Source organism: Pseudomonas sp. 10B238 (genome assembly GCF_000970615.1).
Classification (GTDB): domain Bacteria; phylum Pseudomonadota; class Gammaproteobacteria; order Pseudomonadales; family Pseudomonadaceae; genus Stutzerimonas.
Genome location: NZ_KQ033937.1, coordinates 117,829 through 137,499, shown reverse-complemented (window position 1 = coordinate 137,499; position 19,671 = coordinate 117,829). Strand labels below are relative to the sequence as shown.

The 19,671-nt window shown below is 61.9% G+C and carries 18 protein-coding genes; 14 read left to right on the top strand and 4 right to left on the bottom strand.

The features are described from left to right. The first annotated feature begins 364 nt into the window (after positions 1-364). The 4 genes from nirB to RT21_RS17135 all read left to right on the top strand — a co-directional run bounded on the left by nirB (position 365) and on the right by RT21_RS17135 (position 5,958). Positions 365-2,923: a nitrite reductase large subunit NirB gene (gene nirB / locus RT21_RS17150; RefSeq protein ID WP_046163678.1), complete on the top strand. Its 2,559-nt coding sequence runs from the start codon at positions 365-367 to the stop codon at positions 2,921-2,923. Beyond that, positions 2,923-3,300 (top strand): nitrite reductase small subunit NirD, encoded by a 378-nt coding sequence (nirD, locus tag RT21_RS17145; protein ID WP_046163677.1) that lies wholly within the window; start codon positions 2,923-2,925, stop codon positions 3,298-3,300. The genes nirB and nirD overlap by 1 nt, the downstream gene beginning before the upstream one ends. 80 nt (positions 3,301-3,380) lie before the next feature. Further along, positions 3,381-4,196: a formate/nitrite transporter family protein gene (locus tag RT21_RS17140; RefSeq protein WP_045426707.1), complete on the top strand. Its 816-nt coding sequence runs from the start codon at positions 3,381-3,383 to the stop codon at positions 4,194-4,196. A 40-nt stretch (positions 4,197-4,236) separates the two neighbouring features. Next, positions 4,237-5,958 carry a bifunctional protein-serine/threonine kinase/phosphatase gene (locus RT21_RS17135; protein ID WP_046163676.1) on the top strand — a complete coding sequence of 574 codons (1,722 nt, stop codon included), beginning with the start codon at positions 4,237-4,239 and terminating at the stop codon, positions 5,956-5,958. Positions 5,959-5,967: 9 nt separating this feature from the next. On the opposite strand, the gene RT21_RS17130 is transcribed toward RT21_RS17135, so the two are convergent. Beyond that, entirely contained in the window at positions 5,968-6,294 is a 327-nt protein-coding gene (locus RT21_RS17130; protein ID WP_046163675.1) for a hypothetical protein, read from the bottom strand. Between the two features lie 243 nt (positions 6,295-6,537). Between RT21_RS17130 and RT21_RS17125 the strand changes: the two genes are divergently transcribed. Continuing rightward, on the top strand, positions 6,538-7,980 hold the full coding sequence (locus tag RT21_RS17125) for a hydroxysqualene dehydroxylase (RefSeq protein ID WP_052724761.1): 1,443 nt from the start codon (positions 6,538-6,540) through the stop codon (positions 7,978-7,980). Here the strand turns inward: RT21_RS17125 and RT21_RS17120 are convergent. Then, positions 7,977-8,618 (bottom strand): acetoacetate decarboxylase family protein, encoded by a 642-nt coding sequence (locus RT21_RS17120; RefSeq protein ID WP_046163727.1) that lies wholly within the window; start codon positions 8,616-8,618, stop codon positions 7,977-7,979. The genes RT21_RS17125 and RT21_RS17120 overlap by 4 nt on opposite strands. A 142-nt stretch (positions 8,619-8,760) precedes the next feature. Between RT21_RS17120 and RT21_RS17115 the strand changes: the two genes are divergently transcribed. Both RT21_RS17115 and RT21_RS17110 read left to right on the top strand, forming a co-directional pair. Further along, positions 8,761-9,069: a hypothetical protein gene (locus RT21_RS17115; protein WP_046163674.1), complete on the top strand. Its 309-nt coding sequence runs from the start codon at positions 8,761-8,763 to the stop codon at positions 9,067-9,069. A 353-nt stretch (positions 9,070-9,422) separates the two neighbouring features. After that, entirely contained in the window at positions 9,423-10,100 is a 678-nt protein-coding gene (locus tag RT21_RS17110) for a TIGR04211 family SH3 domain-containing protein (protein WP_046163673.1), read from the top strand. Between the two features lie 18 nt (positions 10,101-10,118). Here RT21_RS17110 and RT21_RS17105 read toward each other — a convergent pair whose 3' ends face one another. Continuing rightward, positions 10,119-12,233, bottom strand: coding sequence for a putative bifunctional diguanylate cyclase/phosphodiesterase (locus RT21_RS17105; RefSeq protein ID WP_046163726.1), 2,115 nt, complete (start codon positions 12,231-12,233; stop codon positions 10,119-10,121). A 502-nt stretch (positions 12,234-12,735) separates the two neighbouring features. Between RT21_RS17105 and RT21_RS17100 the strand changes: the two genes are divergently transcribed. The 6 genes from RT21_RS17100 to RT21_RS17075 are packed head-to-tail and all read left to right on the top strand — an operon-like array spanning position 12,736 to position 18,149. Then, positions 12,736-13,587: an STAS domain-containing protein gene (locus tag RT21_RS17100; protein ID WP_046163672.1), complete on the top strand. Its 852-nt coding sequence runs from the start codon at positions 12,736-12,738 to the stop codon at positions 13,585-13,587. Beyond that, positions 13,587-13,949 (top strand): STAS domain-containing protein, encoded by a 363-nt coding sequence (locus RT21_RS17095; protein WP_046163671.1) that lies wholly within the window; start codon positions 13,587-13,589, stop codon positions 13,947-13,949. The genes RT21_RS17100 and RT21_RS17095 overlap by 1 nt, the downstream gene beginning before the upstream one ends. Next, on the top strand, positions 13,946-14,350 hold the full coding sequence (locus RT21_RS17090) for an anti-sigma regulatory factor (protein WP_046163670.1): 405 nt from the start codon (positions 13,946-13,948) through the stop codon (positions 14,348-14,350). Before RT21_RS17095 ends, RT21_RS17090 begins: the two co-directional genes overlap by 4 nt. Further along, positions 14,347-15,351: an ATP-binding protein gene (locus RT21_RS17085; RefSeq protein WP_046163725.1), complete on the top strand. Its 1,005-nt coding sequence runs from the start codon at positions 14,347-14,349 to the stop codon at positions 15,349-15,351. Before RT21_RS17090 ends, RT21_RS17085 begins: the two co-directional genes overlap by 4 nt. Then, positions 15,344-16,201 (top strand): sensor histidine kinase, encoded by an 858-nt coding sequence (locus RT21_RS17080; protein WP_046163669.1) that lies wholly within the window; start codon positions 15,344-15,346, stop codon positions 16,199-16,201. The genes RT21_RS17085 and RT21_RS17080 overlap by 8 nt, the downstream gene beginning before the upstream one ends. Further along, entirely contained in the window at positions 16,191-18,149 is a 1,959-nt protein-coding gene (locus RT21_RS17075; RefSeq protein WP_046163668.1) for a response regulator, read from the top strand. Before RT21_RS17080 ends, RT21_RS17075 begins: the two co-directional genes overlap by 11 nt. 22 nt (positions 18,150-18,171) lie before the next feature. Here the strand turns inward: RT21_RS17075 and RT21_RS17070 are convergent, their stop codons facing one another. Continuing rightward, entirely contained in the window at positions 18,172-18,378 is a 207-nt protein-coding gene (locus tag RT21_RS17070) for a DUF3079 domain-containing protein (protein WP_045426672.1), read from the bottom strand. 273 nt (positions 18,379-18,651) lie between these two features. Here RT21_RS17070 and RT21_RS17065 point away from each other — a divergent pair, with 273 nt between their 5' ends. Next, positions 18,652-19,665 carry a sodium:calcium antiporter gene (locus tag RT21_RS17065; protein WP_196766704.1) on the top strand — a complete coding sequence of 338 codons (1,014 nt, stop codon included), beginning with the start codon at positions 18,652-18,654 and terminating at the stop codon, positions 19,663-19,665. The last annotated feature ends 6 nt before the right edge of the window (positions 19,666-19,671 follow it).

Here is a 19,671-nt window from a genome sequence, read left to right as displayed (position 1 = left end):
GCACCTTTGTGGTTCAGCTTTGACTGTGGGCTGAAGCCCACCCTACAAAAGCCTTGTCCCGTAGGGTGGGCTTCAGCCCACCAACCCCGTGCAGCTCCGCCCTCACGCCCTGCTTTAAGGTCGCTGGCACGCAACCTGCTATGGCCTATGCAAAGCCTGCCGAACGATTCGGCAGCGTCTCCCGCGGTCAACGAAGACCATCAGCCACGAGTGGCACGGGACGGGTGCACCGGGCAACGTCGCTCGCCAGCACCCCACAAATCCTAATACCAGGCAAAGGCGCCTGGAGCTGCACGACAGCTCCAGGCGCCTTTTTTGTTTTTGTACGACGACGCCGCAAACGGCTTCGACGGAGGAACCGGTCATGAACGCAATCGTCACCCCGATCAAGAGCGAAACGCTGATCGTCATTGGCAACGGGATGGTGGGGCATCACTGCGTCGAGCAGCTGATCGAGCGCGGCGCACTGAGCCAGTACCAATTGCATGTATACGGTGAAGAACGTCAGCGCGCCTACGACCGGGTGCACCTGTCCGAATACTTCGGCGGCCGTGATGCCGACTCACTGGCCATGTGCGATGCCGACTATTACGCCGCCCACGGCGTGCATATGCACCTTGGCGTGCAGGTGTTGGAAATCGACCGTGAACGCAAGGAAGTGGTCACCCGCGATGGCCGCCAGCCGTACGACAAGCTGATTCTGGCGACCGGTTCCTACCCGTTCGTGCCGCCGATCCCGGGTGCCGAGGGCAATTCGCGACTGGTCTACCGCACCCTGGATGATCTGGACGCCATCCGCGCCGCCGCCAGCAACGCCAAGCGCGGCGTGGTCGTCGGTGGCGGACTGCTCGGGCTGGAAGCGGCCAACGCGCTCAAATCGCTCGGCCTCGAAGCCCATGTGGTCGAGTTCGCCCCACGCCTGATGCCGGTGCAGCTGGACGAGGAAGGCGGCAAGGCGCTCAAGGCCCGCATCGAAGCGCTGGGCGTCGGCGTGCATCTGTCCCGCGCCACGCAGGAAATCGTCATCGGTGAGGAATACGCCTACCGGATGAACTTCAACGATGGCGACCATCTGGAAACCGATCTGATCGTCTTCTCCGCCGGTATTCGCCCGCAGGATGCGCTGGCCCGCAGCGCCGAGCTTGAAATTGCTCCACGCGGTGGCATCGTGATCGACGCTGACTACCGCACCAACGACCCGTCAATCTTCGCCATCGGCGAGTGCGCCTCCTGGAACGCCATGGTCTATGGGCTGGTCGCGCCGGGGTACACCATGGCGCGCAACCTGGCCGCCCTGCTCTGCGGCGAGCCGCACCAGCCCTTCAGCGGTGCGGACATGTCGACCAAGCTCAAGCTGCTCGGCGTCGACGTCGGCTCCATCGGTGATGCCCACGCCGCCACACCCGGCGCCAAGAGTTATCGCTTCATCGACGAGGCCAACGCCAGCTATCGCCGCCTTGTGCTATCGGAGGACGGCAAGCGCGTGATCGGTGCGGTGCTGATCGGCGATAACAGCTACTACGACACCCTGCTGCAGTACGCGCAGAACGGCATCAAGCTGCCGGCGGATCCGTCCAGCCTGATCCTGCCGCTGTCGGATGGCGCACCGACCCTGGGCGCCGATGCGCTGCCGGACACTGCGACCCTCTGCTCCTGCCACAACGTCACCAAGGGCGCGGTGTGCTGCCAGGTCGATGCCGGCATCACCGATCTCGGCGAGCTGAAAGCCGCAACCAAGGCCGGTACCGGCTGCGGTGGCTGCAGCGCGCTGCTCAAGCAGGTGTTCGAGCACGAGCTGACCGCCCGTGGCGTCGAAGTCGACAAGAGCCTCTGCGAGCACTTCGCGCATACGCGCCAGGAGCTCTACGGCATTGTCCGGGTCGAGGGCATCATCAGTTTCAACGAGCTGCTGGCCAAGCACGGCCGCGGCCACACTGGCTGCGATATCTGCAAGCCGGCGGTGGGCTCGATCCTCGCGTCTTGCTGGAACCAGCCGATCACCGACCCGGGGCTGATCCCGCTGCAGGACACCAACGACACCTTCATGGCGAACATGCAGAAGAACGGCACCTATTCGGTGGTGCCGCGCATTGCCGGCGGCGAAATCACTCCGGACAAGCTGATCGCCCTCGGTGCCGTCGCGAAGAAATATGACCTCTACACCAAGATCACCGGCGGCCAGCGCATCGACCTGTTCGGCGCTCAATTGCATGAATTGCCGGATATCTGGGGCGAGCTGATCGAGGCCGGTTTCGAGACCGGACATGCTTACGGCAAATCCCTGCGCACGGTGAAATCCTGTGTCGGCAGCACCTGGTGCCGCTACGGCGTGCAAGACAGCGTCGGCATGGCGCTGCGCCTGGAGGATCGCTACAAGGGCCTGCGCTCGCCACATAAGATCAAGTTTGGTGTCTCCGGCTGCACCCGCGAATGCGCCGAGGCACAGAGCAAGGACATCGGCGTCATCGCCACCGAGAACGGCTGGAACCTGTACGTCGCAGGCAATGGTGGCATGCGCCCGCGTCACGCCGAGCTGTTCGCCACCGACCTTGATGACGCAACCCTGATTCGCTACATCGACCGCTTCCTGATGTTCTACATCCGCACCGCGGACAAGCTGCAACGCACCTCGGTGTGGCGCGAATCCCTCGAAGGCGGCCTCGACTATCTCAAGGAAGTCGTCATCGACGACAGCCTGAATCTCGCCGCTGAGCTGGAAGCGCAGATGCAGTTGGTGGTCGACCGCTACGAATGCGAGTGGGCCAACGCCATCAAGGATCCTGAGAAGCTCAAGCGCTTCCGCACCTTCGTCAACGACCAGCGCGGCGACCCGGATGTTCACTTCGTCAGGGAGCGCGGCCAGCGCCGTCCAGCACATGCACACGAACTTCACCTGATTCCCGTCACTGAGGAGGTGCTCTGATGAGCCAGCCCAACGCCGTACGCATGCAACCGAGTGAAAACGTCAGCTGGCGGGCGCTCTGCAGCCGTCGCGATCTGGTCGCCAATTCAGGCGTGGTCGCCTGGCTCGATGACGAGCAGGTCGCACTGTTTCACCTGCCCGAAACCGAGACGGGTGAGCAAGTCTTCGCCATCGCCAACAGGGACCCGAAATCGGGCGCCAATGTCATTGGCCGCGGCATTCTGGGGCAGCTCAAGGGCGACCTGGTGATCGCCTCACCGCTGTACAAGCAGCACTTCCGTTTGGCTGACGGCAGCTGTCTGGAATACCCGGAACAGCAATTGCAGGTTTGGCCAGTACGCCTCAATGGCGATGCGGTGGAGATCGCCGCGGCCTGACCGCGGCCCGGCACAACGAGTAGCGATACGCCAACGGCAGGGATGCCCCTGCTTTGCCAACACAACCAGAGAACCGAAAAATGTCCTACATCGTCCCTTCGGAATTCGTCACCAAAATGGTCGACGCCGGTGAATCAAAGGTTTTCATGTCCACGCGGGACACGCTGATCCGTGCCTTCATGGCGGGCGCCATCCTGGCACTGGCTGCGGTGTTCGCCGTGACCATCACCGTGCAGACCGGCTCGCCACTGGTGGGCGCAATGTTGTTCCCGGTCGGTTTCGTCATGCTTTACCTGATGGGGTTCGACCTGCTCACCGGCGTGTTCGTCCTCACGCCGCTGGCCTTGCTGGACAAGCGACCGGGCGTAACCGTCAACGGCGTGCTGCGCAACTGGGGGCTGGTGTTTCTGGGTAACTTCGGCGGAGCGCTCACCGTCGCCTTCATGATGGCCTTCGTCTTCACCATGGGCTTCTCCACCGATCCGGGTCCTGTGGGCGAAAAGATCTCGCACGTCGGCGAAGCGCGGACGCTGGGCTATGCCGAGTTCGGCGCCGCTGGCTGGTTCACCATCTTCCTGCGCGGCATGCTGTGCAACTGGATGGTCTCGATGGGTGTGGTCGGCGCGATGATCTCCACCTCGGTCAGCGGCAAAGTCATCGCCATGTGGATGCCGATCATGCTGTTCTTCTTCATGGGCTTCGAGCATTCGGTGGTGAACATGTTCCTGTTCCCCTCGGCGATGATCATGGGCGGCAACTTCTCGATCATGGATTACATGGTCTGGAACGAAATTCCCACGGCGCTGGGCAACCTGGTCGGCGGCCTGGCCTTCACCGGCCTGACGCTCTACACCACTCACGTACGGACCGCACCGAAGCGCGCGTTGGTACGCTGATTGATTGTGAACCCCGGGCAACCGGGGTTCACTGCATCTAATGAGCAGTCAACTTAAGGTCTCGGTGGGCCAACACACCGACAAGGGCACCAAGGAAACCAACCAGGATTTCCACGGCGTCTACATTCCGAAAGAGCCACAACTGAGCAGCAAGGGCATCGCCATTGCCTTGGCGGATGGCATCAGCAGCAGCGCCGTCAGTCACATTGCCAGCGAATCAGCCGTCAGTGGCTTTTTCGCTGACTACTACTGCACGTTCGACGCCTGGTCAGTGAAAACCTCGGCGCAACGAGTGCTGATGGCAACCAATTCCTGGTTGCACTCACAGGGGCAACAGAGCCCCTATCGCTTCGACCCGGATCGTGGCTACGTTTGCACCTTCAGCGCGATGGTCATCAAATCGACCACGGCGCACCTCTTTCATGCGGGCGACTCGCGTATCTACCGCGTCCAGGGCGCTGCGCTGGAGCAACTGACCAATGACCACCGCATGTGGGTCTCGGAAGACAAGAGTTACCTGAGCCGCGCATTGGGCATCCACCCGCAGCTGGACCTGGATTACCGCGCCGAACCTGTAGAAGTGGGCGACACCTTCATCCTGGCCACCGACGGCGTCTATGAGTACATCAGCGCGTCGTCGATGCTCGGCGCTATCGCCCACAACATGGATGATCTCGATGCAGCCGCTCGGGCGATCGTCGCGCAGGCACTGGAACAGGGCAGCGACGACAACCTCACCGTGCAGATCCTGCGTATCGACACGCTTCCCTTGCAGCAGCCGGACGAGCTGCTGCGACAACTGACCGAACTGCCCTTCCCGCCCATTCTCGAAGCCCGCGCGGCATTCGACGGCTACACCATTGTGCGCGAGGTGCACGCCAGCAGCCGCAGCCATGTGTATCTCGCCACTGATGATGAAACCCAAGCGCCGGTGATCATCAAGACGCCCTCGATGGACCTGCAACGAGACGTGCAGTACCTGGAGCGGTTTCTCATGGAAGACTGGGTGGCGCGACGCATCAACAGCGCGCATGTAGCCAAGCCGTGCTTGCAGACCCGCAAGCGCAACTACCTGTACAGCGTCAGCGAATACATCGAAGGCCAGACGCTGGCGCAATGGATGATCGACCATCCCCGCCCGGATCTGGAAATCGTGCGCGGCATCGTCGAGCAAATCGCCAAGGGCGTTCGCGCCTTCCACCGGCTGGAAATGCTGCATCAGGATCTGCGCCCGGCGAACATCATGATCGACGCCACCGGCACGGTAAAAATCATCGACTTCGGTTCCACTCGCGTTGCCGGCATTATGGAAGTGGCTTCGCCCATCGAGCGCAACGAGCTGTTGGGCACCGCCCAGTACACGGCACCGGAATACTTTTTGGGTGAAGGTGGCAGCACCCGATCCGACCTGTTTTCGCTGGCGGTGATCACTTACCAGATGCTGACCGGTGCCCTGCCCTACGGTACTCAAGTTGCCAGCTGCCGCACCCGTGCGGCGCAGAACAAGCTCAGCTATCAACCAATTCGCGAACGCGATCGCGGCGTGCCGGCGTGGATTGATGACGTACTGCGCAAGGCGCTGCATCCGGACCCTTACAAACGCTATGAGGACCTGTCGGAGTTCGTCTTCGAGCTGCGCCAGCCGAACCAGGCTTTTCTGAACAAAGCGCGCCCGCCACTTCTGGAGCGCAACCCCGTACTGTTCTGGAAAGGCGTGTCTTTGGTGCTGGCAATTACCGTGATCGTGCTGCTGGTTCGTTAAGCAACCGCCTCACTCGGAGCGATGTGGGGCGTACACGTTAAGCGCGGGATCGGTGACGCCGTCCTTCGACGCATCGAGAATCCAGCGCAGCTGCGTCACCAGCTCTTCGCAATTCTCGCCACGCTGTTGCCAATCCTGAAAGGCGATACGCGCCGCCGCCAGCGAGGACTCGGCGACCTGCTCGGCCTCGGTCGTGGCATCAGTGGGCTGCCACTGATCGAAGACCGATTTGAGCGCATGTTGTGCCTCTTCGGCGCCCAGCTCGCCGTCGGCCCAGCGTGACGTGACCTCCTGAGCTTGCTGCAGCGCGGTCACCGAGGGGTTGGACGATTCCATTTTCGGGTTTCCTCTAGCTAATGCTTGTATTACTTGGAGTCCGGCCGCGTTTGCAAATTCGCCCCGCCGATCAGCCGACGCGCGATCACAGCAGGTGCCGCTAACCGAAGAAGACCTAGCGATTGGCCAGGTGCCGTTCGGCCCCTGATCGGAACGTCTGCAGAAGATGAGCTGCCAGATCAGAAACAGCCTTGTTTTGGTTGTTGCTTTGATCTTTCAGCACACCTATGGCGAGGCCTGACCTTGACTCCCACTCCTCCCGGCCAACCGGCCGATGTCGTCATCGTCGGCGCAGGCATCGCCGGTCTCTCCTGTGCAGTACACCTGGCCGATGCTGGCCTGCGCGTCGTCGTGCTGGAAAGCAGTGACGTACCGGGCGGTCGCGCTCGCAGCTGGGCAGACCCCGCCACCGGTTTAGAGGTGGATATCGGCCCTCATGTGCTGCTCAATAAATACGCAAACATGCAGGCATTGCTGGAACGCCTGGGCACGGCTCATCAGATTTGCTGGCAAACGGAAGAATTGCTGACGGTACTCGACCGGGGCAAGCACCTGCGATGCAAGGTCGGCGGTCTGCCCGCACCGCTGCACTATGTGCGCAACCTGCCGCAGGTGCTGCGCAACGTCCCGCTGCGTCACCTGCTGAGCAACATCCGTTTGGGGTGGCGCACCATGCGCAGCTCACCGCGCGAACTGATGGCGCTGGATGACCAAAACGGGCGCGACTACTTGCTGAGTGCCGGCGTCAGCCCCGGCTTTATCGACTGGTTCTGGGCGTCGGCAGCGATGGCAATCCTGAATGTGCCGGTCGAGAAATGCTCGGCCGCCTCACTGATGCGCCTGCTGGCACAGGGCCTGGGGCACAACGACCTGGCCTTCGGCTTTCCAAAGGTCGGGCTCAGCGACCTCTATGCCTGGCCGGCGATTCGAGTGCTACAGCGCAACGGCAGCGAGGCACGCTTCGGCTGCGCTGTAAATGGCCTGGTTCGACACGGCTCGAACGTAACCAGAGTAACGCTTGCCGATGGTTCCAGCGTCGAAGCGTCAGCGGTGGTGCTGGCCGTGCCGCCCACCGCTATCGAATCGGTGCTGCCTCGGCAACACTCGCTAACGAAGACCGCGGCAGGCTTCGAGCCCAGCCCCTACATCAGTTGCTACCTATGGTTCGACCGCATGCTCAGCGACGCTCGCTTCTGGGCGCGCCCCTGGTCGCCGGGTTGCTTCAACACGGACTTCTACGACCTGTCGAACATCCGTGATGGCACCACCGGGCGTGGCTCCATGCTCGCCACCAACATCATCTGGAGCCACCGCGCCGCCGAGCTGTCGGATCGGGAAATCATCGACGCAACGCTCGCGGAAATCGCCGACTTCGCCCCCGCAGCACGACAGGCCAATCTGATAGGCACAGCGGTGCACCACATCCCGATGTCGGTTCCCTGCGCGACCCCCGGAATCGAAACCCGCCGACCGGCAATACATCAGGAAAAAGGCCTGTTCATCGCGGGCGACTGGGTCGACACCGGCCTGCCGTTCTGCATGGAAAGCGCTACCCGTGCGGGAGCGCTCGCGGCAGAACAACTGCTGGCAGAGCGCGGCATCACAGCGAAGCTGGCGTTAGCGACACCGGTGCCTGGAGGCCTTACCAAATGGCTCAGGCGCAGTGACGGCCCCGATGGCTTCTAGACTCCAAACGCAGCATCCATCGCGCTAAGCCCGACGCTGAGCAGTGGCTGACGACCATGGAGAGCGGCCAGCGGACCGGCCGGATCGATTGTCCAGTGTGCCCGCCCCAGCCAAAGCGCGCCCATGACCGTGCACCGGGTGCGCAGCGGCCCGCCGATGCCAGGCTGGATGACGAAACCGCTCATTCGTGGCCTTACTGGCAAGGCAGCACCTGCTTCGAAGCTCAAAGCGGCTACGGATCGATCATCAAGCATCATCGTCCCGGTGAACCCGCGCTCAGAGGCCAGCGTTTCGAAACGCGCCAACACTTTGGGGATATGCCAGAGGCGGCGGCCGCCCTCCGCTGACATAGCGTCGTTTACCCAGATCGCGGTGACCGAGCCTGCCGGCACCAGCAGCCCTTTTCCTCGTACCAATACCGCAACCGCCAACTCGTCGTAGCGCAGCGTGCCGCCGCTGTATTGGGCCCAGATCGTTGCAATAAACGCGTTGCCAGCGATCTTCAGCATAGGCAAACCAGGATCGGGCGCGAGCTGGCCCAGCGCTGTTTCCGGCAGTCTCCACAGAGACAAGCACGCCGCACCTCGAAGCTGCCATGGCGCGCGCGGAAAGGCCGCTTGCTCATGCTCGGAAATCATCTCGTCCACCATTGGCCTCACTCACGGCATGCATTGGTTGGTCCTCAGTCGACAGCGCTGAGATGCCGTCGATCCGAGCCATCGCATCGCGCGCACGCCCAGTGGTCATATCAGAAGGAACACTATTGCTCGGGCCCTAAGCATGTACCTGATCCATCTCTTTTTGCCGCTGTACGACAACGACCAGCAGCCATTACCGAAGTCGCTGTTCTCTGAAGTCCTGGACGGCCTCATCCATAAGTTTGGCGGCCTGACCGCCCACAGCCGCGCCCCTGTCGACGGGCTATGGCAAGAAGACGGCAGCCATGCCGTACGCGACGATCTGGTTATTTATGAGGTGATGACGCCAGAGCTGGACCGTACCTGGTGGACGGGATATCGCGAGTCACTGGAGACCCGCTTTCGTCAGGAACATATCTTGATCCGCGCCCAGCAGGTCGAACTGCTTTAGAGCGGCGCTCCTTTCTTTTCTGATCCGCTCAGTAAGAAGCACGGCGGCCCGTTCGCAGCTACCTTCGCAGCCGGAGATCGGATTCGAGCCTCATTTCACGCCACCCAGGCCCGCACAAAACCATGAAGATTTAATGAACCCTAATGGCTGCGCGCTGTCAGTCCAGTCTGCAGGACTACAGGGTCACTGGCCCAACCCAGGGAGAAAGCATCCTCCCGTTTACGATCGGCACATCCGGCGCCTACTGTTCGACTTGTCGAAACGCGCTGCTGGCGCACCTCGCCAGCCCGGAACTCCGCTTATGTCCGGCCCGTTCATCAGGGCCTCCATTTTTGCCAGCGCGAACACTATTCATGTCCCTATCACGTCATCTCGTTGCACTTTTATCCCGTATTTCCTGGTCCGCTACTCAACGCCGCGCCTTTAGCGCCGGCCTGATGGGTACGCTGCTGGCGGTCATCACGCCAGCCCATGCTCAAGAAGCAGGCAACGACCGCTGGGTCAGCGACACCTTGAGCACCTATGTCCGCAGCGGGCCCACCGACGGCTATCGCATCGTTGGCAGCCTCACCTCCGGTCAGAAGGTCGAGCTGCTGGATACCAGCGGAGACTACAGCCAGGTTCGCGGTGAGAACGGCGACCGTGTCTGGATCCGCAGCAGCGACCTGCAGGAAGTCCCTGGCCAAGCCGAGCGCCTGCCGCAACTTGAGCAACAGGTCGCCGAGCTAAGCGAGGAACTGAAAACCATCGATGACTCCTGGAAGACGCGTGTGCAGGGCATGCAGGAGACCCTGGATTCGCGCAAGACGCTGATCGATGAACTGGAAGCACGCCGCCTGGCCCTGGATGAAGCCCTCACCGCCACCGAATCGGAATTGCGTGACGCCCAGGCGCGGTTAGGCGACGAAAACAATCAGGTGTTGATGCGCTACATGGTCTACGGCGGCAGTATCGCCGGCGCAGGGCTGCTGGTCGGGCTGATCCTTCCAGCCATGACCCGTGGCCGCAAGCGCAACGATCGCTGGTTCTGAGCCTGAGTTCCGGGCAAATCAGGCCGGCTCAGTCAGCAACTGACGCCCCGTGGCGAAGACCGACTCGCCCGGTAGTGCATGCTCGATGCGCGCACAGATTTGGCCCGGCGTCATCGGCCGGTCGAGCAGGAAGCCCTGCAGAGTCTCGCAGCCCAGTCGGGTGAGGAACATCTGCTGCTCGGCGGTCTCCACGCCTTCGGCCACGACTTCAAGCCCCAGCGCCTTGGCCAGCGCGATGATCGCCGAGACGATCACCGAGTCCTCGTTGCCGGCGCTCATTTCGCGGACGAAAGCCCTGTCAATCTTCAGCTCGCTGGCGGGCAGCCGCTTGAGATAAAGCAGGCTCGAATAGCCGGTACCGAAGTCATCGATGGAGGCCTTTACACCCATATCGGTGAGCTTCTGCAGCGTCTCGATGGTGCTTTCCGGGCTGCGCATGGCAACGCTTTCAGTAATTTCGACTGTGAGCATTGCAGGCGGGATGCCGTGACGTCCGATGGCATCGACCACCACCTCAAGCAGATCCGGCTGTTCGAACTGCACGGCTGACAGATTGACCGCGACCGTCCAGTGCGTCAGACCCTGACCGTGCCACTCGCTCAGCTGCCGACAGGCCTCGTTTAGTACCCATTTGCCGATCGGCACGATCAGCCCGGTTTTTTCCGCCAGCGGCAGGAAAACGTCTGGCGAGAGCATGCCACGCTGCGAATGCTGCCAGCGCAGCAGCGCCTCGAAGCCGCGTACCGGACCGGCAGGCGCCTCGAACTTGGGCTGGTAATGCAGCCGTAGCTCACCGCGCGCCTCCGCCAGACGCAGATCATTGAGCAATTGCAGATGCTCCACCGCGTTGGCGTTCATCGATGCTTCAAAAAAGCTGTAGCCGTTCCGCCCTGCACTCTTGGTGTGATACATGGCCGCATCGGCGTGCAGCAGCAGATCCCGTTCGGCCTCTCCGTCGCCCGGAAATACCGCGATACCGACGCTCAGCGATACGCTGAGCTGGTGGCGCGACAGCACGAAGGGCTCGGCAATGCTATGCACCAGCTTGGCGGCGACGGTCGCGGCATCGTCCGGGTTGGAAACACTCGTAAGTAGCACGAATTCGTCCCCACCGAGACGAGCCAGGGTGTCCTGCTCCCTTATGCAGGCGCGCAGACGATCAGTGACACCGACCAGCAGCTGATCGCCGAGGTGGTGCCCGTAGGCATCGTTCACCGCCTTGAAGCCGTCAAGATCCATGAACATCACAGCAAAGCACGTCTGTTCACGCTGCGCCATTTTGAGCGCCTGGCTCAGGCGATCCTCCAACAGAAGACGGTTCGGTAGACGGGTTAGGTTGTCATGCAGCGCCAGCTGCATGAGTTCGCCATTGGCTTTCTCCAGCGAATTGGCCAGTACCGAGGTGCGCGCCTGCAGGCGCGCGTCGAGCACCGAAACGATCAGCGTGATCGCCAGGACAGCGAGCGTCACGACGATGACCAGCAATGCCAGCCAGTTGGTATCCACACCGTTCGCAGCGCCGCAGAAACTGCCCTCCGGAAAGCTTGCCGCCGCCATCCCCGTGTAATGCATGCCCGCGATCGCCAAGCCCATGACCAGCGCCGCGGCGCCGCGCCAGACCCGTACATGCTGCAGGTCGGCGCGTAACCGGAAGGCCAGCCACAGCGCGGCGCCGGAAGCCATCACCGCTATTGCGACCGAAGCGATCAGCCAGCCGGGGTCGTATACGATCCCTGGCTGAATGCGCATGGCCGCCATGCCGCTGTAGTGCATCGCCGCGATGCCGGCACCAATCAACAGCGAGCCATGTACCAGGCGGGTCCAGCGCAACTCATGCTGGCACACCAGCCACAGGGCCAGCGCCGACGCGACGATGGCGAGCACCAGCGAGCCGGCAGTAATCAGCGGGTCGTAGCCCAGAGCAAACGGCAGGCTGAAAGCCAGCATGCCGATGAAATGCATGGACCAGATACCCAGTCCCATGGCAAACGCGCCGCCGATCCACCACAGCTGCGCCGCTCGGCCCGACGAAGTAGCCACCCTGCCGGCCATGTCGAGCGCGGTATAGGAAGCCAGAACCGCCACAACGAACGAGAAGAACACGAGGATATGGTTGTAACTACCGACCAGCATGGGCCTGACCACCTTGAGCGAAGAGCGCAAATCTTGACCGAAAAGCCAATAAAGGCGAAGTGCCATCAGTCCGATCACGCAAGACGACACCGTGTACGCGGTCACATTCAACACTGTTTCGGCTCATCCCCTGTTTCTTTAAGCTGACGCAGATCAATATCTGCCGAGTGGCGTTCTGCTGGCTTTCTGCCCATCATGCGGTGTGAAGCGACCGCCTACGGCTTGACCGGACCGTCAACTTGAGGCGAAATGCAAAACCTTCGTCATACACAGGTCCATGCGCTTCTAGCCTGGCGGACAGCACCCTCCAAACCGAGCGGACAACACTCATAGCCGCGGCCACCAAACAGACCGTGGACATTGCTCCGCTTTTTTCCAAGCCCAATCAACTGCCGCACCGAAGATGTGCAGCGCGCAACAGTAGTTTTTGCGCTACCGGAACACCTGCGGACAATGTGGATCAAACTCGACTACCGCGGCACTCCCATAAGGAAAAGCGCTAATGGCAGCATTACAACAACGCACATTCAACGTAATCGCCAAGAAAGAGCATGAGCTGCTCGACAGCTGGACCCGCGAACTCGAAGCCAGCGGCTTGTACCGCAACGTCAAGATCGAAGAGTTTCGCCAGCAGACTGCCGACTTCCTCCGTTTGCTAATCGAAGGCGCTGGCCAGGCAGAATCCACTGATCTGCGGGCGGGAAACTGGGAAGAGATGCGCCTGTTCCTCGAGCAGCTGTCCCACAGCCGCGTCCTGCTGGGGTTCGATTCGCAGCAAACCGCTGGCTTCATCTTCTCGTTCAAGCGTCCATTGCTGCCGCTGTTGCAGACCGAATACGCCGATGAACCGGGGATGCTGGCCGAGCAACTTTGGGCGCTGTCCGAGCTAATCGACCAACTCGGCTTGCACACGGTGCGCGCCTTCCAGAAATCCCGAGAAGCGGTCATCAAGCGCCAGCAAGAAGAACTGCTCGAGCTGTCCACGCCTGTGGTCAAGCTGTGGGATGGCGTCCTTGCGCTGCCAATGATCGGCACCCTCGACTCGCAACGCACCCAGGTGGTGATGGAGTCGCTGCTGCAGCGCATCGTCGATACCGGTTCGGAAATTGCCATCATCGACATCACCGGCGTGCCAACCGTGGACACACTGGTGGCGCAGCACCTCCTGAAAACCGTCACTGCGATCCGCCTGATGGGCGCTGACTGCATCATCAGCGGAGTACGTCCGCAGATCGCGCAGACTATCGTGCACCTGGGCCTCGACCTTCAGGGCATTGTTACTAAGGCTTCTCTCGCCGACGCGCTGGCGCTTGCGCTGCGTCGCTCCGGGCTGACCGTCACGAAGGCGGTGTAATGGAGCGCATCCCAATACTCCGAATGGGCGAGTTCCTACTCGTCACCATTCAGGTCGACATGCACGATCAACTGGCAATGACGTTGCAGGACGACCTGGCCGAACGCATCAGCGCAACGTCCGCCAAAGCGGTGCTGATCGACATCTCCGCGCTGGACATGGTCGACTCGTTCATTGGCCGCATGATCAGTTCGATCTCCGGCCTGTCGAGCATTATGGACGCGGAGACAGTCGTCGTCGGTATGCAACCGGCCGTTGCGATTACCCTGGTCGAACTAGGCCTGACATTGCAGGGCGTCAGCACGGCGCTCAATGTCGAAAGAGGCATGCAGTTGCTGCATAAGCGGATGGCCGATAAATGACCGTGCGCCGCAGCGGCAGCACTCCAGTACGGATCGAACAGGACGTGGTACTGGCACGGCAGGCGGTCCGCAAGCTGGCTCAGGATTGCGGCATGCGCTTGATCGATCAGACCAAGCTGGTCACCGCAGTCAGCGAGTTGGCCCGTAACACCGTCGTTTACGGCGGCGGCGGCGATATGGACTGGGAGGTCCTGGACGAAGGCACACGAACCGGCATCCGGCTGACCTTTCGTGACGAGGGTCCAGGCATTGCTGACATCAAGCTGGCCTTGACCGATGGCTGGACCTCTGGCGGCGGCCTTGGCCTTGGGCTGACCGGCGCCAAGCGCCTGGTGGACGACTTCGAGCTCGACAGCACGCCCGGCGTCGGCACACGCATCAGCATCACTAAATGGTCATGAACATTAAGGGGTCAATGACCACCGTCCTGCCGATCGAAGACGAAAGCCAGGTCGGCCATGCGCGACGCGTCGCGCAATCGCTGGCCGTTGGGTGTGCATTCGATGAGACCGATGCCGGACGCGTCGCTCTGGTGGCTACGGAGCTGGCAACCAACTTGCTCAAACATGCGCAGCATGGGGCTTTGCACCTGCGCAAAATACCGGCGCAGAGCGGACAGGGCATTGAGCTGATCGCGGTCGACCGTGGTCCTGGCTTCAACCCCAACGAATGCCTAGCCGATGGTTTTTCCACCGGCGGCACTCAGGGGACCGGGCTCGGTGCGTTGATGCGTCAGGCACAGCTGTTCGATATCCATTCCGACAGCAGAGGCTCGGTGGTACTGGCGCAGCTGTACCCTCGCCATGTCTCGGCCCTGCCCCTTCGGTTCGGGGTCAGTCAGCATTCACTGAAGAACGATCCGGCCTGCGGCGACGTCTGGCACCTGGCTGTCGATGGCTCGCGTCTCAGCGCGGTGGTCATCGACGGTATCGGACATGGCGAAGATGCTGAGAAGGCCGGTCTGGCTGGGGCCGCCGCGTTCGCCGAGGACCCGTTTGCCGACCCAACGATCAGCATGCTCGACATGCACCGGGCGATGACCGGCACGCGGGGCGGCGCAGCAGCTATCGCCCTGTATGACGTGGGCAAGGTGCGTTTCGCCGGAATCGGAAACATCGGTGCCTGCCTGCTGACCCCTGAAAAAAGCCGCGGCCTGGCCTCGCACCCCGGTATCGTCGGCTCGCAGTTCCGCAAGGCTGTAGCCTTCGATTATCCGGTCGACGGTCAACAATTATTGATCATGTACAGCGACGGCTTGCAGTCGCGTTGGGACCTGCGCGACTACCCCGGCCTGGTGCACCGTCACCCGGCGATTATTGCAGCGCTGTTGCACCGCGACTTCTGCCGTGGTCGAGATGACGTGACCGTTATGGTGATTGCGCTGGAGGAACTCGGTGACTGACTCGAACACGAACGACCTCATCGAACAGCTGCGCAGCGAGAACGATCTGCTGCGCGCCGAACTCGAGGAAACCAACCAGGGCGTCCTCGCGCTCTATGCCGAACTCGACACCCAGGCCGAGCAGCTCAGACAGGCGTCGGACCTGAAAAGCCGCTTCTTGTCCTACATGAGCCACGAGTTCCGTACGCCCTTGGGTTCCATTCGCAGCATTACCCGTCTGCTCAGCGATGAACTGGACGGCCCGCTCAGCCCGGAACAGCACAGGCAGGTGTCGTTCATCAACGGCGCTGCTGGCGAACTCAGCGACATGGTCGACGACCTGCTCGATCTCGCCAAGATCGAAGCCGGCCGCATCACCATATCGCCCGCCTGGTTCGACATGCTGGATCTGTTCGCCGCCTTGCGCGGAATGTTTCGCCCGATCGTCGATGCGAACGCGGTGGATCTGATTTTCGAGGAGCCGCACGACATGCCGCGGCTGTACACGGACGACAAGAAGCTCGCGCAAATTTTGCGTAACTTCATCTCCAATGCGCTCAAGTTCACCCAGAACGGCGAAGTACGCATTTCCGCCTGTGCCGAGGGTGACGGCGAGGTTCGCTTCGCCGTGACGGACACAGGCATCGGTATTCCGGAAGACTTGCACGGCAACCTGTTCGAAGACTTCGTTCAGATCGATACGCCCTTGCAAAAGCGTCTGCGCGGCACCGGCCTGGGACTGTCGCTGTGCAAGCGCTTCGCCGAACTGCTGGGTGGCCGCGTTGGCGTCGACAGCAAGCCGGGGGTGGGGTCGACGTTCTATGTAGTCATTCCCGTCGCGATCTCCGCGGAGCGCGCTGATGGAGCATAAGAGCCAGCTGCTGGTCGTCGACGACAACGCGGCCACGCGCTACGCGATACGCCGGGTGCTTGAGCGCCACGGTTATGCCGTGCTCGAAGCCGGAACGGGCACCGAAGGACTGGACCTGATTGCCACCGAAGCGATCGACGCGCTGATTCTCGATGTGAATCTGCCGGACATGAGCGGCTTCGACATCGTACGGCAGCTGCGAACCGATGACCGCACGCGGCTGCTGCCGGTCATTCACGTTTCCGCAGCGTCTATTCAGACCGGCGATATCATCACCGGCCTGGATGCGGGGGCCGACGCCTACCTCGTTCACCCTGTCGATCCGGACGTGCTCCTGGCTACGCTGCGCACACTGTTGCGAGTGCGGGACACCGAGCATGCCCTGCGTGAAAGCGAGGCACGCTTTCGTGAAATCTTTTCGCAGGTAGCGGCGCCCATCGCGGTGATCGACCCGCAGCTGCAAATCCACGAAAGCAACCGTGCGCTGTCCCTGCTGTTGGGCAATCAGCCTGAACCCTCTGCGCTTACGGCAAGCCTTGCCGAGGGGCAGGAAGCCAAGCTGCTGTCGCTGCGGGCAAGCCTCGCGAGTGGGGCTCGCTGGCATGACACGTTGTTCATTCAGGTGGCTGGGGAGCGTCGCGAGACCAAGTGGCAGGTTTCGCCATACCGGGCCTCTGAACTAGGGCTGGTCGTTATCGAAGACATTACCGAGCAGCGTCAACGCGAGCGTTCACAACGGCAGCAACTCGACAACGCCACCAACGAGCTGGCCCGAGAAGTTGCCGAGCGCGTCCGGACCGAAGGGCAGCTGATGCAGGCGCAGAAAATGGACGCGCTGGGCAAGCTGACCGGCGGCATCGCACATGATTTCAATAATCTGCTGACCGGGATCATCACCGGCATCGAGCTGCTGAAGAAACGCGTGCACGAAGGCCGCACCGATGCGGTCCTGCGCTTTGCCGACACCGCGCTGAATTCGGCCCGCAGCGCCGCATCGATGACCAATCGTCTGCTGGCCTTTGCCCGCCAGCAACCCTTGGATGCACGGCCAGCGGACCTCAACGACCAGATCCGCTCGCTCGAGGAGCTGTTGCAGCGAACCATTGGCGAGCATATATCGCTGAATCTGGAGCTGTCCGAGCAAGGCGCGGTGGCACAGGTTGACGCCAACCAGCTCGAAAGCGCCATCCTCAATCTGGTTATCAACGCACGCGATGCCCTGCCCCGTGGCGGCAAGATCACCATCCGCACCGCGAGCTTGCGGTCAGAGGGCGATGCGGACCTGGCTGATGGAAACTACGTCGTGCTGACAGTGGAGGACGACGGCACCGGTATCGCACCGGAAGTGCTTGGCAAGGTGTTCGACCCCTTCTTCACCACCAAGCCACTTGGCCAGGGCACAGGCCTGGGATTGTCATCGATCTACGGGTTCGCCCGACAGTCCGGTGGCGAAGCCAGGCTTAGCAGTGTTGTCGGCGAAGGCACGGAAGTCTCGCTGGTGCTGCCCGCCGCCACTGCCACCCAGCCGGCCGCCGCCTCGGTCAGCGACACGCCGCTGGGCAACGGCGAGCACGTACTGATCGTCGAGGACATGCCGGCAATCCGCATGTTGGTAGCCGAGATGCTGAGCGAGGCTGGCTATCGATGCAGCCAAGCCGCCGATGCCGCCACTGCGTTGTCGGTGTTGCAGGACGACACCAGCGTCGATCTGTTTTTGACGGACGTGGGGCTTCCACAGCTTTCCGGGCGGGACCTGGCTGACGCAGCGCGAACTTATCGCCCGGCTCTACCGGTGCTGTTCATGACGGGTTACGCCGAGAACGCGGTGCGCCGAGATCGCTTTCTCGCTGCCGGAATGGACATGGTGGTTAAGCCATTCCAGATCGACGAGTTGCTCGGCAAAGTACGGCAGCTGCTCGATCAGTCAGCAACTCTCGCTGCTGACTGATCGGGCAGAAGCACCAGCGACGCTATTTCTGGTTCTTGCCAGCCTTGTCAGCCGCGATCAGGTCTCCCCAGTCGCCGAACTCGTACCAGTCGTCGCCCATCATTTCAGCCGGATGCTGAGTCCTGCCGGCGCCATTGCCGCAGGCCAGGGAGTCGGCGGGGCAATAGCGATCACAACCCCAGCAGATGCGCTCGGGATGCGGCGGGTTGAGTGGGAATTTCTTGGCCATGCAGGCCTCGGGATTCGCTTGATAGAAGCCCTCAGGCTAAACAGACCTCCGCTGGCTGAACTTGACCAGGCTCAAGATCGGCCATTCCCGACCAGTTCCTAGCGGCTTGGCAGCGCGCCCAAAATCGCATCCCTTGGCGATCCGAGTTGCCCTTCTTCGGACCTCGCGAGCTGAACCCAGGCCAATCGAGCCGCTCTACTTAGTCATTGCCGCAATCAAGCGGCCGGACCAGAGGGCCTGTTTTTGCCACAACTTCAGGCAATGGGATTGTCGATGAGCGTGGGCCTGCTATTGGTCTGCGCAGTCGTGATTGGCATCGTAGGTACCCGTCTGACGCGGGTGGTCGATGAACTCGCCGACCGCACCGGCATGGGCGAAGCGATGGCTGGCGCGATCCTGCTGGGAATGGCGACGTCCCTGTCCGGAATTGTCCTGTCCGTTACAGCTGCCTGGCAGGGGCAGCCAGAATTGGCGATGAGCAACGCGCTGGGTGGCATCGCGGTGCAAACGTTGTTCCTGACGGTGGCCGACCTTGCCTTGCGGCGGGTCAACCTCGAGCACGCAGCTGCTTCCATCGGCAACCTCATGCAGGGCACGCTGGTGTTGTGTCTGCTGTCCCTGATCCTCGTCGGCAGTTTTTCGCCAGACGTCACCGTGTGGGCGATCCACCCGGTTACTCCACTACTGCTGCTCGGCTACCTCTATGGCTTGCGCGTAATAGCAAAGGGCCAAAACGAAGCCATGTGGCTGCCAGCGCGAACTCGCGAGACCCGAGAGGACACCCCCGACGAACAGTCAACGAACCGCTCGCTGACCTCGCTCTGGGTTCGCTTCGTGATCATGGCTGCGATACTCGGTATCAGCGGCTGGCTGCTGGAAGCGTCGGCCAGCGAGATCGCATTGCATACCTGGCTCAGCGAAGCGGCAGTGGGCGTCCTATTGACCGCCGTGGTGACGTCCCTGCCGGAACTGGTCACTTCGGTCGCGGCTGTAAGGCGTGGCGCCCTGACGCTGGCCGTCGGCGGCATCATCGGTGGCAACGCGTTCGACACGCTGTTCGTCGCTGCCTCGGATGTCGCCTATCGCGACGGTTCGATCTACCACCATATTTCCAGCAATGTTCTGCTCTGGGTGGCCCTGTCGATATTGATGACCGGCGTGTTGCTCATGGGCCTGCTGCGCCGAGAGAAGCACGGGCTGGGCAAGATCGGCTTCGAAAGCGTCACCTTGATCGGCTTGTATTTCGCCGGCGTGGCCATGGTGCTCGGCAAAAGCCAGCTCGGCTGAGCGCGG